We start from the raw sequence: 13,647 nt of genomic DNA, 5'->3' as shown, positions 1-13,647 counted from the left end.
AACACTCAGCGGAAGGCTGATGGCCGTATGGGTGCGGCGCGCATACCAGGGTATGACGAATTTGAGACCCATTATGATAATTTTGAAGCAATCCGCTGCTATCCTGATGACGTAGAAACGTTGGCAGCTTCGAAGAAGGCGGGCAATGCGCCGGCCTTCAACATTTCAGGGTGATAATATCATGGCGGGCGTACAGGAACGTGGCGGCCAGGAAAACCGGCTCCGGGCCTTCAACATCACCGAAGCGGACATCGCGCGTCTGCGCGCCAACCGGGATTTCGCGCAGCACCGCCTGCCCGTTCTGCTGGAGCAATGGCACGGCGCTTTCGCGGCGTGGCCGGAAATCCGCGACGCCCTCACCTTGCCGGACGTGCACGCCGCGCGCGTGTCCCACTGGACCCGTGTGGTCTCGGGCGATCTCGGTCCGGGCTTCCTGGAGTCCGCCCATCGGCTGGCCAAGGCCTTCTACGACCACGGCGTGCCGGGCTACGCGGTCGCCATCTGCCATCACACGGTGTCCAGCGGCATCGTCCGCGAACTGGGTCTGGACGCGGCGGAGGGGCGCCGGTCGCTGTTCGGATCGCGAAAGGCGGCGGAGCGGGCGGCTCTGCGCGACACGCTGGGCCGCGTCACCTGGCTCGACCTCGAGGTGCTGCTGGAGACCTACGCGGCGGCCGAGCAGGAAAGCAAGCGCGCCATTCTGAACCAACTCGCCGACAGCCTGGAAAGCAGCGTCCGCGGCATCGCCGACAACACGGTGGCCGCGTCGGACGAGATGAAGGGCAACGCCCAGCGCATGGCGCAGATCGCCGCCGCCGCCAACCGCCAGTCGCTCGCCGTCGCCGTCGCCGCCGAGCAGGCGTCCGCCAACGTGCAGACGGTCGCCGCCGCGTCCGAGCAACTCACCAGCTCCATCGGCGAAATCAGCCGGCAGGTCGCCCAGTCCTCGCAGATCGCCCGCGGCGCGGTGGCCGAGGCGGAGCGGACCAACGCCACGGTGAACGGGCTGGTCGACGCCGCGCAGAAGATCGGCGCGGTGCTTCAGCTCATCAACAGCATCGCCGGTCAGACCAACCTGCTGGCGCTGAACGCCACGATCGAGGCGGCCCGCGCCGGCGAGGCCGGCAAAGGCTTCGCCGTGGTGGCGCAGGAGGTCAAGAATCTCGCCAACCAGACGGCCAAGGCGACCGAGGACATCTCCGCCCAGATCACCGGCATCCAGGAGGTGGCGCGCGGCTCCGCCGAGGCGCTGAACGGCATCGGCGCCACCATCGGCAGCATCAACGACATCGTCATCACGGTCGCCGCGGCGGTGGAGCAGCAGACCAGCGCCACCCAGGAGATCGTCCGCAACGTCCAGGAGGCCGCCCGCGGAACCCGCAGCGTGACCGACACCATCGGGGCGGTGACCAGGGGGGCGTCGGAGACCGGCAGCCTTGCCGAGGAGGTGTTGGGGAGCGCCGGCAACCTGCACCGCGAGTCCGACCGCCTGCGTGAGAGCGTGGACCTGTTCATGCAGCGCATCCGCGCCGCGTGATCGCAGGGGGGACGGGCCTGCAGCGCGCCGGCCCGGCTTCCCTCCCCGTTCAGGCGAAGGGCCGGAGGTTCGCCAGGAACTGCTCGGCGGAGCGCCGCCAGGAGAAGTTCAGGGCATGGTCCCGGCAGTGTTCCGGCGGGATGGCCAGGGCGCGTTCGACCGCCCCCTTGAGATCCTCGTCCAGGCAGCCGACACCGGAGCCGTCGACCACGTCCAGGGGGCCGGGCACCGGGTAGGCGGCCACCGGCACGCCCGAGGCCAGCGCCTCCAGCAGCACCAGACCGAAGGTGTCGGTGCGCGACGGGAAGACGAAGACGTCCGCCGCCGCGTAATGCTGGGCCAGTTCCTCGCCATGGCGGGCACCGGCCCAATGGACCTCCGGATACCTGTGCTGAAGGTCGGCGCGGGCCGGGCCGTCGCCGACAACCACCTTGCTGCCCGGCAGGTCGAGCCTGAGGAAATCCTCCAGGTTCTTTTCCACCGCCACGCGCCCGACATAGAGGGCGATGGGGCGGGGCAGCGCCAGGAAGCTCTTGGTGCGGGGGCGGAACAGCTCGGTGTCCACGCCGCGGGTCCAGCGCCGGATGTTGGTGAAGCCGCGGGCGGCGAGGTCGCTCTCGATGGATGGCGTCGCCACCATCACCGCCGAGGACGGCTTGTGGAAACGGCGCACCACCGCGTAGCTGAGCGCCAGCGGCACCGGCGCCCGGTCACGCACATACTCGGGAAAGCGGGTATGGTAGGCGGTGGTGAAGGGCCGGCCGCGGCCGAGGCAGTAGCGCCGGGCGGCGAAACCCAGCGGCCCCTCGGTGGCGATGTGGATGCAGTCGGGGCGCAGCGCGTCGATCATCGCGTGCAGCCGCCGCCCCGCGCCCAGCGCCAGCCGGATTTCCGGATAGGTGGGCATGGGCACGGTGCGGAAACGGTCGGGGCCGATCACCTCCACCCTGTGGCCCATGGCCTCCAGCTCCGCGCGGACGGTGCCGATGGTGCGCACCACGCCGTTGACCTGGGGCAGCCAGGCGTCGGAGACGATCAGGATGTTCACGCCGCCGCCTTCTCCTTCACATTCTCCGGCTTCTCCTTGGCCGGGATGCGGGCGGGCAGCGTCGTTGCGGCGCGCCGGCGGATGTCCGCCGCCCAATCGATGATCTCCAGCCGGCCGCAGGGATGCTCGACCAAGGCGGTGCAGGACTCGACCCAGTCGCCGTCGTTGCAATAGAGGATTCCTTCCATGTCGCGGATTTCCGCGGTGTGGATATGACCGCAGACGACCCCGTCCACCTTGCGGCGCCGGGCCTCGTCGCCGAGAGCGGTCTCGTAGTTGCCGATGAACTCCACCGCGGTCTTCGCCTTGTGCTTCAGGAAGGCGGACAGCGACCAGTAGGGGAAGCCCAGCTTGCGCCGGACCCAGTTGAACAGCGTGTTGGCCTGGAGCAGGACCACGTAGGCGTTGTCGCCGATGAAGGCCAGCCAGCGGGCGTATTTCACCACCACGTCGAAGCGGTCGCCGTGGGTGACCAGGAGTTGCCGCCCGTCGGCGGTGACGTGGATCATCTCCTCCACCACCTGGACGCCGCCGAACTGCAAGCCGGCGTAGTCGCGGGCGGCCTCGTCGTGGTTGCCGGGAATGTAATAGACCTGCACGCCCTTGCGCGCCCGGCGCAGGATCTTCTGCACCACGTCGTTGTGCGCTTGCGGCCAGTACCACGTCTTGCGCAGACGCCAGCCGTCCACGATGTCGCCGACGAGATAGAGGTGGTCGGACTCGTTGTGCTTCAGGAAATCGAGAAGATACTCCGCCTTGCATCCCCGCGTGCCCAGATGGACGTCGGAGATCCAGATGCTGCGGTATTGCTTGACGTCGCGTGATGCGCTCATGCCCCGCTCCATCGCCATGCCGGCAAGGGTTCGTTGAAACGTCTTCCGTATATCCGCGGGGCATTCTCTTGACAATGATTTCGGCCGCCCGCATCTGTTGGGGGTGATGATTTTGATGAGACTTCTTGATAGTGAAACAAAGGCGATAAATGACTTTATTAAAACTGAAACAGGATGGTCACATTGGGGGTGGCGTGACGGATAGGGGCGAATCGGTGCCTGAAACATCCGGGCCGGCCGCGGCGACCCGGCGGCGACTTCTGGTGATCCACAACCCGGTGGCCGGCGCCCGGCGGGCGCGCCGCCTGGGCGCGGTGCTGGAACTGCTGGAGCGGCGCCATGGGGCCGCGGTGACGCTTCGGGCCACCGGCGGGCGCGGCGACGCCGAGGCGATGGCCCGCGCGGTGGCGCCCGGCGCCTTCGACGCGGTGGTCGCCGCGGGTGGCGACGGCACCATCAACGAGGTGGTCAACGGGCTGGGAACGCGCGGCGGTGGAGGTGCGGCGATTCCCTTGGGCATCGTGCCGCTGGGAACCGCCAACGTGCTGGCCCATGAACTGGACCTGCCCCTGGATGCGGAGGGCGTGGCGCGGGTGCTGGCGGAGGGGCGGGCGACGCCCGTGCATCTGGGTGTGGCGAATGGCCGCGCCTTCGCCATGATGGCCGGCGCCGGCCTGGACGCCCGCGTCGTGGAGGGGGTGGACACGCGGCTGAAGCGGCTGATCGGCAAGGGCGCCTATGCGGTGGAAACGCTGGCCCGGATCGCCGCGGGCGGCGGCGGCCCCTACCGGGTGGCGGTTGACGGTGCGGAGCCGATGGAGGTCGCCTCCGTCATCGTCGCCAAGGGGCATTTCTATGGGGGGCGCTTCGTCTGCGCGCCCGACGCCCGGCTGACCGACCCGCGGCTGCACGTCTGCCTGTTCCCGCGGGCGGGGCGGGGGAACGCCCTGCGCTACCTGTGGGGCGTCACCGCCGGGCGGTTGCCGCGTTTTCCCGATTACCGCATCCTGCCGGCCCGGCGGGTGATCATCGATGGGCCGGTGGGGGAACCCGTGCAGGGCGACGGCGACGTGATCGCCCGTCTCCCGGTGGAGATCGCGCTGGCGCCCTGGATCTTGCCGGTGCTGACGCGCTGATTACTGTTTTAAGAGTCCGTTAACGGGTCTCTTGAGAAAATTACTTTGGGAACATTCAATAATTACTTCGGTCTCTAAGGATTAAGGCCCCGCGGCTCAGGCGGGACCGCAAGGGGGAAGCCATGTCCACGTCGATCAACGCCCTGTTCTCGGCCACCACGGCCAGCGCCACCGCGACCACCACCAAATGGAAGCCCGCCGGGGGGGCCGCCGAGGCGGAGGGAACCTGGAAGGCGGCCTCCGACGCCGGGTCCTCCGCGGGTGCCGCGGCCCTGGCCGCCTTGAAGGGCGAGGACAGCGTGGAACTCAGCGGCTTGGCGAAGTCGCTGACCGGCGTGGCGGGAAAGGTCTTCGCATCCATCGGCTCCAAGGGCCGCGCTATGCTGGAGGACTTCGTCAAGACCGGCAAGATGACCGAGAAGGATGTGGCGCTGGGGCTGCGCCAAATGGCGACCAACGCCGTGAAGGACCGCTTCATCAAGGAGCGGCCCCAGGATGAGGAGGACAAGGAATGGGCGGAGAAGGTCGGGGCGGCTGAAAAGGCCTTCAAGACCAAGACGGAACGCATGGGCAAGGCCATGTCGGCCCTGAACGAGGCGCGGACCGCCGCTTACGACGCCTTCGGGAAGGATGAGGACACCGAGGCGTTCCAGGCGGCGATGGCTCCGGCCAATGCCCTCTTCCGCGCGGAGACGGCGGACATCGACCGCGAGATGATGGAAACCGTCGGTGGCGACCCGAACAAGATCAAGGGCAATGCCTTCAGGTATTTCGCGACGAAGGGAGAGGAGGCGTTCGAAAAATTGGATTTCGGCGCGGAAGCGGAGGGCAGCGAGGGTGGGCTGCTATCGCCGGACAATGAGAAGGGAAAGGCCGCCGCCAAGCTTATGTATGACCTGGGCTTCGAGGGGAAGCTTTACGCGAATGGTCTCGCGCAGTACGCCGCGGACGTGAACATTCCCGGCATCGGGCGTGGTGAAGTCGACAAGAGCTTCCCAGGGGGCAAAGGCTACGAGCCCTCCGCCAAGGAGGAGGCCGAGGCCGCCGGCCTGCCGCCGCCGCCCACCACGGTGCTGACCACCACCCAGACCCCGGGGCTCCAGGGCTTTGCGAAGGTCATCCAGGACGCCCGTGACTCGCTGGACGCCACCTACACGGCCATGGCGAAGGAAGGCAAGGGGGTGAACTACTCCGACCCGACCGGAAAGGACGTGGACCGGCTGTTCGGCGGCTTCGACCGGCGCAGCCTCCATGCCATCGCCAGCAACAAGGACGGGACCTTCTCCAAGAACGAGCAGGAGGCGGCGCAATCCATCATGGCCCGTCAGCAGAAGGAGGCGATGGACGCCGCCGACCCCCTCGGCACCGACAAGGCCGCCGCCTACCGCGCCGGGGTGAAGTTCCTCGACGAGGCCAGCAAGGAGGAGAAGGAGTCGGTCAACTGGTCCGTCCAGCGGGCGGCGCTCCAGTACAGCTACGAGAAAACGACGAAGGAAACCGGCGCGCCGATGGAGCGGCTGGGCTACGGCAGCGCCTTGGCCTCTGTCCTGAAGGACGCGCTGGAGGCCCAGGACGCGCAGACCGCCGACGTGATGAAGAGCATCGGTGGAAAGACGATGGGCGGGGATGGCACGGGCTACGTGTCCGACCTGAAGAGCCTGTCGCTGTTCCGGGACTTCCTGCCCAACCTGTCGGTGCGCGGTGCCGGGGGGGCGATGAGCGTGACGGTCTGATGCCCTGTCCTGGCGACGGACCCGCCGGTTCAGGTGAGGAGCGAGGCGCCGAAAGGCGCCTCACCTGTTGCGGTCACAGGCCGGCTACGGTCAGCCCGTCGATGCGGATGGTCGGAGCGTCCATGCCGAAGCGCAGTTCCAGGTCGCTGGCCGGCTCCAGGTTCAGGAACATCTCCTTGAGATTGCCGGCGATGGTCAGTTCGGTGACCGGGTAGGCGATCTGGCCGTTCTCGATCCAATAGCCGGCGGCACCCCGGCTGTAGTCGCCGGTCACCCCGTTGACGCCGGTGCCCATCAGCTCCGTCACGTAGAAGCCGTTGGGGATCTCGGCGAGCAGCTCGTCGCGGCTCTTGGCCCCCGGCGCCATGTAGACGTTGGCTGGGGCCGGACCCGGCGGGCCGGAGGTGCCGCGGGCGGCGTGGCCGGTCGTCGACAGGCCGAGCTGGCGGGCCGAGCGCAGGTCGAGCAGCCAGGTGGTCAGGTGCCCGTCCTCGATCAGGTTGCGGCGGGTGGTGGCGATGCCCTCCGCGTCGAAGGGGCGGGAGCGCAGGCCGCGCTTCACATGCGGGTCGTCGACGATGGTGATGCCGGCGGCGAAGATGCGCTGGCCCATCTTGTCCTTGAGGAAGCTGGTGCCGCGCGCGATGCTCGGCCCGCTGATCGAGCCGGTCAGATGGCCCAGCAGCCCGCGGGAGACGCGCGGGTCGAACACCACCGGCACCTTGCAGCTCTTGACCCGGCGCGGGTTCAGGCGGCGGATGGCCCGCTCGCCGGCCTCGCGCCCGATCGACGCCGGATCGCGCAGGTCGGAGCCATAGACCTTGCTGTCATAATCGTAGTCGCGCTCCATCCCCGTGCCGGTCCCGGCCAGCACCGAGGCCGAGAGGGACTGCCGCGACACGCCATAGCGGCCGGTGAAGCCGTTGGACGCGGCGATGGCGATGGTGGAGCGGCTCCACCCCGCGTCGGCGCCCTCGGAATTGGTGACGCCTTCGACCGCCAGCGCGGCCTCCTCGGCGATGCGGGCGCGTTCGATCAGCAGCTCCGCCGACGGCTCCGACGGGTCGCACACATCGAGGTCGGGGAGGGTGGTGTAGATCTGCTCCGGGTCGGCGAGGCCGCAGAAGGGGTCCTCCGGCACCACGCGGGCCATGGCGACGGCGCGCTCCACCAACTCGTCCAGCGCCTTGGCGCTGCGGTCGGTGGAAGAGACGATGGCCTGCCGCTTGCCGATGAAGACGCGCAGGCCCAGATCGCCCGACTCGGACCGCTCCAGCTTCTCCGTCTTGCCGAAACGCTGGCTCAGCGACAGGGAGGCGCTGTCGAACAGCACGGCGTCGGCGGCATCGGCCCCGGCACCCTTCGCCTTGCGGATCAAATCGTCCAGCAGGGTCAGCACGTCAGGTTGCGAGGTGGTCGAAACGGGCATTACGGTCTCCGCTAGGTCTCCGGCTTGTCTAGCAAATGGGAGCCCGGAGAAGAAGAGGAAGGGGCATATCGCCTCAGGTCGGGCACGGTCCGGGTGCAAACGCGGCGGCGCGCGGGGGCTTGGTGCCCACCCGCGCGCCGCTTGTCAGGTCTTGCTTTAGGGTCAGGCCAGCCGGTTCTGCAGGGTGCTGCGGCCGGCGGTCGGCAGCTTCAGGGCGAAGGCGCCGTCGCCCAGCAGGGCCTGCACGCCGAGCAGCACCGTCCAGAACACCGGGAACTCCCAGCCGCCGCCCTGGGCCGAGAAGACCCAGCCGTTGCCGGTGTGCTGGAGCGTCGCGCCGATCATGATCGGCAGCAGGGCCAGCGAAATCCAGCGGGTGAAGACACCGGCCACCAGCAGCAGGCCGCCGCCGATCTCGCCGAGGATCACCAGATAGGCGAAGAGGCCGGGATAGCCGAGGCTCTCGAAGTAGCCGACCGTGCCGGCGATGCCGAAGGTGAAGACCTTCAGGATCAGTCCATGGGCGATGAACAGAAGGCCCAGGCTGACGCGCAGCAGGAAGGCGGCGTAGGGGGCGGTGCGGTTGTCGATGGCGGCGTTCATGGCTTGGTTTCCTTGTCTCAGCGTGGTGCCCCGCGCCGGGGCCGTTGTCGTCTGAGGCCAAGAATAGCGATATCCTCGGTTGGGATAATCCGCTTATTCATGCACTGATTGTTGCTTGATTGAGAACAAAACCTCACGCCCGGAAGGCGTTTGCCGGATCGTAGCGGGAGGGCAGGGTGAACAGGTCGGCGGTGGTCCCGGCGCCGTGAAGGCGGGCCTTGGACGGGCTGTCATAGACCACCAGAAGGGCGGGCGGAGCGCCGTCGCGGCGGACGCAGGCGATGCCCTCCGCGTGGTCGTCGCCCTTGCCGTACGGGAGGTTCAGCAGAGGAACCAGCCGGTCGCGCGGGATGACCGTCTCCTGGGTGACGGACAGGGCGTCGGTCCAGCGCCATACGGCGACGGGACCGTCCAGATCCATGGTCGGCCCGGCCAGGATGACCAGATCCTCCCCGTCGAAGGTCAGTTCGCGGATGCCCAGCCCGTCCAGATCGACGAAATGCTTGCGGTACTTCTCGCCGTTCGGCCCGACGGGGCGCAGCCGCAGGCGCTCCCCGTAATCCGGGTGATCCTCCACCGCCAATTCCAGGATGCAGGCCCAGCCGCGCAGCACCGGGCCGCGCAGCCCCAGCCAGACCCGGTCGCCATGGGCGGCCAGCCCCTCCACGTCGAAGCCGTTCTCCTTGGCGGGCACGGCGACGAAGCGGGCCAGATGCTCGTCCTCCGCCAGCGCTTTGGTCAGCGCGTTGCCGCCCTTGCGGAACTTCAGGCAACCGGCCGTCCGTTTCCCGTCGCGGCGGACCGGGGTGAGGCGCCCGTCCGCCTCGGTGATCAGCGGGATGCGGCCCAGCAGGAAGCGGTTGGGGTCGCAGCGCACCTCGGTCAGCCGCTCCAGCGCCTTCTCGGCGCTGTTCTCCTCGCGATCCGGCTTCTTGCGGGCCAGCGCGTGCGAGCCGGTGACCCACAGCCAGCGGTCGGCGATGGCCATGCCCTCGATGTCCACCTCGTCCTTGCCCGGTTCGGTCTCCGGCAGGGCAAGGAAGTCCGCCAAGAAAAAGACGGCGTCCTGTCGGTAGACGGTGCCGCCCTCCTCGGCCGCCAAATGGACGACCTGAGCGCCCTCGTCCGACGCTACGAACAGGTTGCTTCCCGCCCGCTCGGCCACCGACAGGTCCCCGGCGGTTTCGCCGCCGTCGCTGAAGATCAGGCGGACGGTGGCGATGGGGCTGGCGATGGGATGGGCGGCGTCGCTGGGCATGGCGGGACTCCTTGGCGAAAGCGGACCGTCCCTTAACGCCTCACTTCCAGATCGGGGTCCCGCTGCCCGGAAGACCGTAGGACGCCCATTTGCGCGACACCTCGTCGACCACGCCCTGGTCCATGCGGATCTTCTGGCCCCATTCGCGCTTGGTCTCCGGCGGCCACTTGTTGGTGGCGTCCAGCCCGACCTTGCCGCCCAGGCCCGACTCGGGGCTGGCGAAGTCCAGATAGTCGATGGGGGTGCCCTCGATCACGGTGATGTCGCGGGCCGGGTCCATGCGGGTGCTCATCGCCCACATCACGTCCTTCCAGTTCCGCGCGTCGATGTCGTCGTCCACGACGATCACCCATTTCGTGTACATGAACTGGCGCAGGAAGGACCACACGCCCATCATCACGCGCTTGGCGTGGCCGGGATAGGCCTTCTTCATGCTGACCACCGCGATCCGGTAGGAGCAGCCTTCCGGCGGCAGCCAGAAATCCACGATCTCCGGGAATTGCTGGGTCAGCAGGGGGATGAAGACCTCGTTCAGCGCCTCGCCCAGCACCGACGGTTCGTCGGGCGGCCGGCCGGTGAAGGTGGAGAGGTAGATGGGGTTGCGCCGCATGGTCATCGCCGTGATGGTGAAGACCGGGAAGGGCTCGACCGAGTTGTAATAGCCGGTGTGGTCGCCGTAGGGGCCCTCGTCGGCGTATTCGTCCAGGCTGACATGGCCTTCCAGGATGATCTCGGCCTGGGCGGGCACCTTCAGCGGTACGGTCTTGCAGTCCACCAGTTCGACCTTCTTGCCGCGCAGCAGGCCTGCGAACTGGTATTCCGACAGCGTGTCCGGCACCGGCGTGACGGCGGCCAGGATGGTGCCGGGATCGGCGCCCAGGACCACCGCGCAGGGCAGCGGCTCGCGCTTGCCGCTGGCGGCCCAGCGATGATGATGCTGCGCGCCGCCGCGGTGCTTCAGCCAGCGCATGATCGTCTTGTTCTTCCCCAGCACCTGCATCCGGTAGATGCCGAGGTTGAAGTCGTCCTCGCGCTTGGCCGTGGGCCCCTTGGTGACGACCAGCGGCCAGGTGATCAGCGGCGCCGGCTCGCCCGGCCAGCAGCTCTGCACCGGCAGGCGGCCGAGGTCGATCTGGTCGCCGGTCAGCACGACCTCCTGGCAGGGAGCGGAGCCGACCGTCTTCGGCTTCATCGACAGCACGGTCTTGGCGAGCGGGATCAACTCCATCGCCTCTCGGAATCCGCCCGGCGGCTCCGGCTGCTTCAGGAAGGCCAGCGTCTCGCCGACGCCGCGCAACTCGTGCGGTTCGCGGTCCATGCCCCAGGCGACGCGCTCCACCGTGCCGAACAGGTTGACCAGCACCGGCATCTCCGAGCGGGTGCCGTCGGCCTTGATGACGTTCTCGAACAGCACCGCCGGGCCGCCTTCGGCGAGCAGGCGGGTCTGGATCTCGGTCATCTCCAGCGCCGTGGACACCGGCTCCCGGACCACCACCAGCCGCCCGGCCTTCTCCAGCCGGTCGATGAAGTCGCGCAACGAGGTGTAGGGCATGGTCGAAGGTCCGTTCGGATGCGATGGGGTCGGATCAAGAGAGGGCGCTTAGCATCGGCCTGGACGGCGCCGCGTCAAGGGGGGAGGTGCCGCCTCACGCGGGTTCCTTCACGCTGCGCAGGGCGCGGCGGACGATGCGGCGGGTGGCGTCCGGATCGGGACTGTCCGTTTCCCAGCGGGCGCAGAGGGCCTGCACCCAGCCGGGCTGGCTCTTCGCCGCGTCGTTCAGCCAATTGGCGACCGAATCCTGGACGTAGCGCGCGCCGTCCGCCCGCAGCGGGTCGAGCACCGGCAACCCGCGCGCCGGATCGGTCTTCAACATGCCGATGTGGCCGCACCAGACGCCGCGGGGGCGCGTGGCCTCGCTGGCGAAGCGGCGCAACCGTTCGGACGGCTCGGAGGTCCAGGGCGTGAGCAGAGCCAGCGCGTCGTCGATGGCGGTGGCGATGTGGGGGCGCAGGGCCAGCCACGCCCATTCGCGCACGCCGAAATGCGCGTCGTCGGCCAGCGGGCGGACGCGCTCCAGCCGCTCCGCCAGAGTCAGGCCGGGGGCCGCCGCCAGCGCGTAGCAGGCCCAGCCGCGCACCGTGTCGGACGGGTGTGCGGCCAGCCGCTCCACGGCCCCCAGGCCAAGGCGCTCGAAGGCCGCGCTCCCCGCCGTCGCCATGCGCCGGGTCACGCCGTCCTTCGGGTCGAAGGAAACGGCGTCCGCGGCCTCCGGAACCGCGGCGGCCAGCAGGGCGGCGAAGTCGATGGCGAGCGATTCGGCCAGCGTGGCGGTCTCGCGCCGGCCGGCGTTCAGGTCGGCCAGCACCTCCGGCGGGATGTCGGCCATCCGGGTGGCGCCCTTGCGCGGGGCGGTCGTGGGCATGACTCAAGCCTCCGGCAGCAGGCGCCAGATCACCGTTTCGCGCATTTCGCGGTCTTCCAACTCCAGGGAGGTCGGGACGCTGTACTGCGCGACCCGTTCAATTCCGCTGAGCGGGACATAGGCGCGGCCCGGATCGCCCAGCAGGACCAGCGTGCCGGTTGCGGCGATTGCGCGCAGCCAGGCGGTCACCCGGTCGGCCATCGGCTTCTCGTAGCAGACGTCGCCCGCCAGAACGACGTCGATGCCGGGCAGGGGGCGGTCCACCAGATCGGCGCTGACCGCCTTCACATCGACTCCGTTGGATTCGGCGTTCAGGGCGATGGCGGACAGGGCGAAGCGGTCGATGTCGCAGGATTGCACGCGCGCCGCCCCGGCCATCATCGCGGCGATGCCGACCAGCCCGGTGCCGGCGGCGAAATCCAGCACCGACTTGCCCGCCACCAGTTCCGGCCGGTCGAGGACGAGCCGCGCCACCGCCTGACCGCCCGGCCAAGCAAAGGCCCAATAGGGCGGCGGTACATTGGACTCTTTCAAAGAATCCTCCGTAGCTTCCCACAGCGGCGTGATTTCCGTCGCCAGATGCAGGGCGATTTCGGGCAGCAAAGGAGTCCGCGTTACGACCGTGTTGGAGCGGATGAAGTCGATTTGAGAAAAGTTGTTCATAACGGGACTCTCACCGGAGCTGCGCGGGCGTGGATGATCTATCCACAACCGGTTTTGGTTACATAATTCAAACGGAGTAGACACACCTGCTGTCCCGTGTTACCCGTTCGAAAGGAGAAAAACAAAGGTCATGGGGTCGATATGCGGTCGAAAGGGATTGCACTCTGCGCTTCGTTCGCGGCGTTCATCGCTCTCAGCCCGTTTGTCATATCCAAAGCCCAGGCCCAGGACGGGGATTGCGTCCGCACAGTGCGCTCCATATCGGATTTCGACATCCGGGGCGATGCCTGGACGTGGTGGAACACCGCCGCCAACCAACAATATGAGCGCGACCAGCGTCCGACTCTCGGCTCCGTCCTCGTCTTCAAGCGGTCGCAGCGGCTGGGCCGCGGCCACGTCTCCCTGGTCAGCCACATCGTCGACCGCCGCACCATCGAGGTCGATCACTCCTGGCTCGACGGCCGTGGCCTGCGCCGCAACATGCGCGTGGTCGATGTGTCGCCGCGCAACGACTGGTCGGCCGTCCGCGTCTGGCACGAGCCGTCGGACCAGCTCGGCCTGCGCGTCTACACCACCTACGGCTTCATCCTGCCGGACGGCGAGGAAGCGGAAATCCGTCAGGCCGACTCCCGAGGTGCCGGCATCGGCAGCACCTTCGCCGTCGCCCCGCAGGGCCGCTCCGCGCCCAAGCCCGCCGCCGGGCCGCGCCTGATGGAAGCCTCCTTGAAAGGCCACGCCGTCGCCGTTCCGGGCCGCAAGCCGCAGGTGCTGACCGCATCCCTCACCCTCTCCGGCAAGGGCGCCGCCGCGAAGGCGGTTCTTCCGCTCCAGACCGCCGCCGTGCTGCCGGCCCGCAAGCCGACCCTGCCGGCCGCGCAAAAGGGCGTCGAGATGGTGGCCTCCACCGAGGGCATCCGCGCGGTCCTGCCGCCGCGCAAGCCGGGCTCCGCCGACAGCACCGTCGCCGAGCTGACGCGCTGAAAT

Annotated in this window: 12 protein-coding genes; 4 read left to right on the top strand and 8 right to left on the bottom strand. The window is 68.5% G+C overall.

From position 1 onward, the window contains the following. Nucleotides 1-181: 181 nt before the first annotated feature. The gene (locus JJL56_RS20700) at nt 182-1,537 is read left to right on the top strand and encodes a globin-coupled sensor protein (protein WP_200486124.1); all 1,356 of its coding nucleotides are present in this window, start codon (nt 182-184) and stop codon (nt 1,535-1,537) included. A 49-nt stretch (nt 1,538-1,586) separates the two neighbouring features. On the opposite strand, the gene JJL56_RS20695 is transcribed toward JJL56_RS20700, so the two are convergent. Continuing rightward, nucleotides 1,587-2,585: a glycosyltransferase family 4 protein gene (locus JJL56_RS20695; protein ID WP_145626834.1), complete on the bottom strand. Its 999-nt coding sequence runs from the start codon at nt 2,583-2,585 to the stop codon at nt 1,587-1,589. After that, the gene (locus JJL56_RS20690; protein ID WP_145626836.1) at nt 2,582-3,418 is read right to left on the bottom strand and encodes a UDP-2,3-diacylglucosamine diphosphatase; all 837 of its coding nucleotides are present in this window, start codon (nt 3,416-3,418) and stop codon (nt 2,582-2,584) included. Before JJL56_RS20690 ends, JJL56_RS20695 begins: the two co-directional genes overlap by 4 nt. A gap of 215 nt (nt 3,419-3,633) precedes the next feature. On the opposite strand from JJL56_RS20690, the gene JJL56_RS20685 reads away from it, so the two are divergent. Together JJL56_RS20685 and JJL56_RS20680 are read left to right on the top strand one after the other, a co-directional pair. Further along, complete coding sequence (locus JJL56_RS20685) at nt 3,634-4,554, top strand: diacylglycerol/lipid kinase family protein (RefSeq protein ID WP_345772614.1); 921 nt, start codon at nt 3,634-3,636, stop codon at nt 4,552-4,554. 122 nt (nt 4,555-4,676) lie between these two features. After that, nucleotides 4,677-6,287, top strand: coding sequence for a hypothetical protein (locus JJL56_RS20680; RefSeq protein WP_200486123.1), 1,611 nt, complete (start codon nt 4,677-4,679; stop codon nt 6,285-6,287). A gap of 73 nt (nt 6,288-6,360) precedes the next feature. Here JJL56_RS20680 and JJL56_RS20675 read toward each other — a convergent pair whose 3' ends face one another. The 6 genes from JJL56_RS20675 to JJL56_RS20650 all read right to left on the bottom strand — a co-directional run bounded on the left by JJL56_RS20675 (nt 6,361) and on the right by JJL56_RS20650 (nt 12,663). Continuing rightward, complete coding sequence (locus JJL56_RS20675; protein ID WP_145626840.1) at nt 6,361-7,716, bottom strand: TldD/PmbA family protein; 1,356 nt, start codon at nt 7,714-7,716, stop codon at nt 6,361-6,363. Between the two features lie 162 nt (nt 7,717-7,878). Next, nucleotides 7,879-8,319, bottom strand: coding sequence for a DoxX family protein (locus JJL56_RS20670; protein WP_145626841.1), 441 nt, complete (start codon nt 8,317-8,319; stop codon nt 7,879-7,881). A gap of 133 nt (nt 8,320-8,452) precedes the next feature. Beyond that, nucleotides 8,453-9,577 carry a DUF3616 domain-containing protein gene (locus JJL56_RS20665; protein WP_200486122.1) on the bottom strand — a complete coding sequence of 375 codons (1,125 nt, stop codon included), beginning with the start codon at nt 9,575-9,577 and terminating at the stop codon, nt 8,453-8,455. A 40-nt stretch (nt 9,578-9,617) separates the two neighbouring features. Then, complete coding sequence (locus JJL56_RS20660) at nt 9,618-11,129, bottom strand: UbiD family decarboxylase (RefSeq protein ID WP_200486121.1); 1,512 nt, start codon at nt 11,127-11,129, stop codon at nt 9,618-9,620. A 94-nt stretch (nt 11,130-11,223) separates the two neighbouring features. Beyond that, nucleotides 11,224-12,000, bottom strand: a complete 777-nt coding sequence (locus JJL56_RS20655; RefSeq protein WP_200486120.1) for a DNA alkylation repair protein — start codon at nt 11,998-12,000, stop codon at nt 11,224-11,226. Between the two features lie 3 nt (nt 12,001-12,003). Then, nucleotides 12,004-12,663 carry a class I SAM-dependent methyltransferase gene (locus JJL56_RS20650; RefSeq protein ID WP_145626850.1) on the bottom strand — a complete coding sequence of 220 codons (660 nt, stop codon included), beginning with the start codon at nt 12,661-12,663 and terminating at the stop codon, nt 12,004-12,006. A 249-nt stretch (nt 12,664-12,912) separates the two neighbouring features. On the opposite strand from JJL56_RS20650, the gene JJL56_RS20645 reads away from it, so the two are divergent. Continuing rightward, nucleotides 12,913-13,644, top strand: coding sequence for a CHAP domain-containing protein (locus JJL56_RS20645; protein ID WP_345772613.1), 732 nt, complete (start codon nt 12,913-12,915; stop codon nt 13,642-13,644). Nucleotides 13,645-13,647 lie beyond the last annotated feature (3 nt).

Source organism: Azospirillum aestuarii, assembly GCF_016632405.1.
Classification (GTDB): Bacteria; Pseudomonadota; Alphaproteobacteria; order Azospirillales; family Azospirillaceae; genus Azospirillum; species Azospirillum aestuarii.
Note: the sequence above shows the minus strand (reverse complement) of the source record. Positions and strands in the feature narration are given on the sequence as shown.

Bases quoted from the DNA above. Each gene is read 5' to 3' on its own strand.
- JJL56_RS20660 (WP_200486121.1), bottom strand. From the start codon at position 11,129: ATGCCCTACACCTCGTTGCGCGACTTCATCGACCGGCTGGAGAAGGCC.
- JJL56_RS20680 (WP_200486123.1), top strand. From the start codon at position 4,677: ATGTCCACGTCGATCAACGCCCTGTTCTCGGCCACCACGGCCAGCGCC.
- JJL56_RS20655 (WP_200486120.1), bottom strand. From the start codon at position 12,000: ATGCCCACGACCGCCCCGCGCAAGGGCGCCACCCGGATGGCCGACATC.
- JJL56_RS20650 (WP_145626850.1), bottom strand. From the start codon at position 12,663: ATGAACAACTTTTCTCAAATCGACTTCATCCGCTCCAACACGGTCGTA.
- JJL56_RS20700 (WP_200486124.1), top strand. From the start codon at position 182: ATGGCGGGCGTACAGGAACGTGGCGGCCAGGAAAACCGGCTCCGGGCC.
- JJL56_RS20675 (WP_145626840.1), bottom strand. From the start codon at position 7,716: ATGCCCGTTTCGACCACCTCGCAACCTGACGTGCTGACCCTGCTGGAC.
- JJL56_RS20670 (WP_145626841.1), bottom strand. From the start codon at position 8,319: ATGAACGCCGCCATCGACAACCGCACCGCCCCCTACGCCGCCTTCCTG.
- JJL56_RS20665 (WP_200486122.1), bottom strand. From the start codon at position 9,577: ATGCCCAGCGACGCCGCCCATCCCATCGCCAGCCCCATCGCCACCGTC.
- JJL56_RS20690 (WP_145626836.1), bottom strand. From the start codon at position 3,418: ATGAGCGCATCACGCGACGTCAAGCAATACCGCAGCATCTGGATCTCC.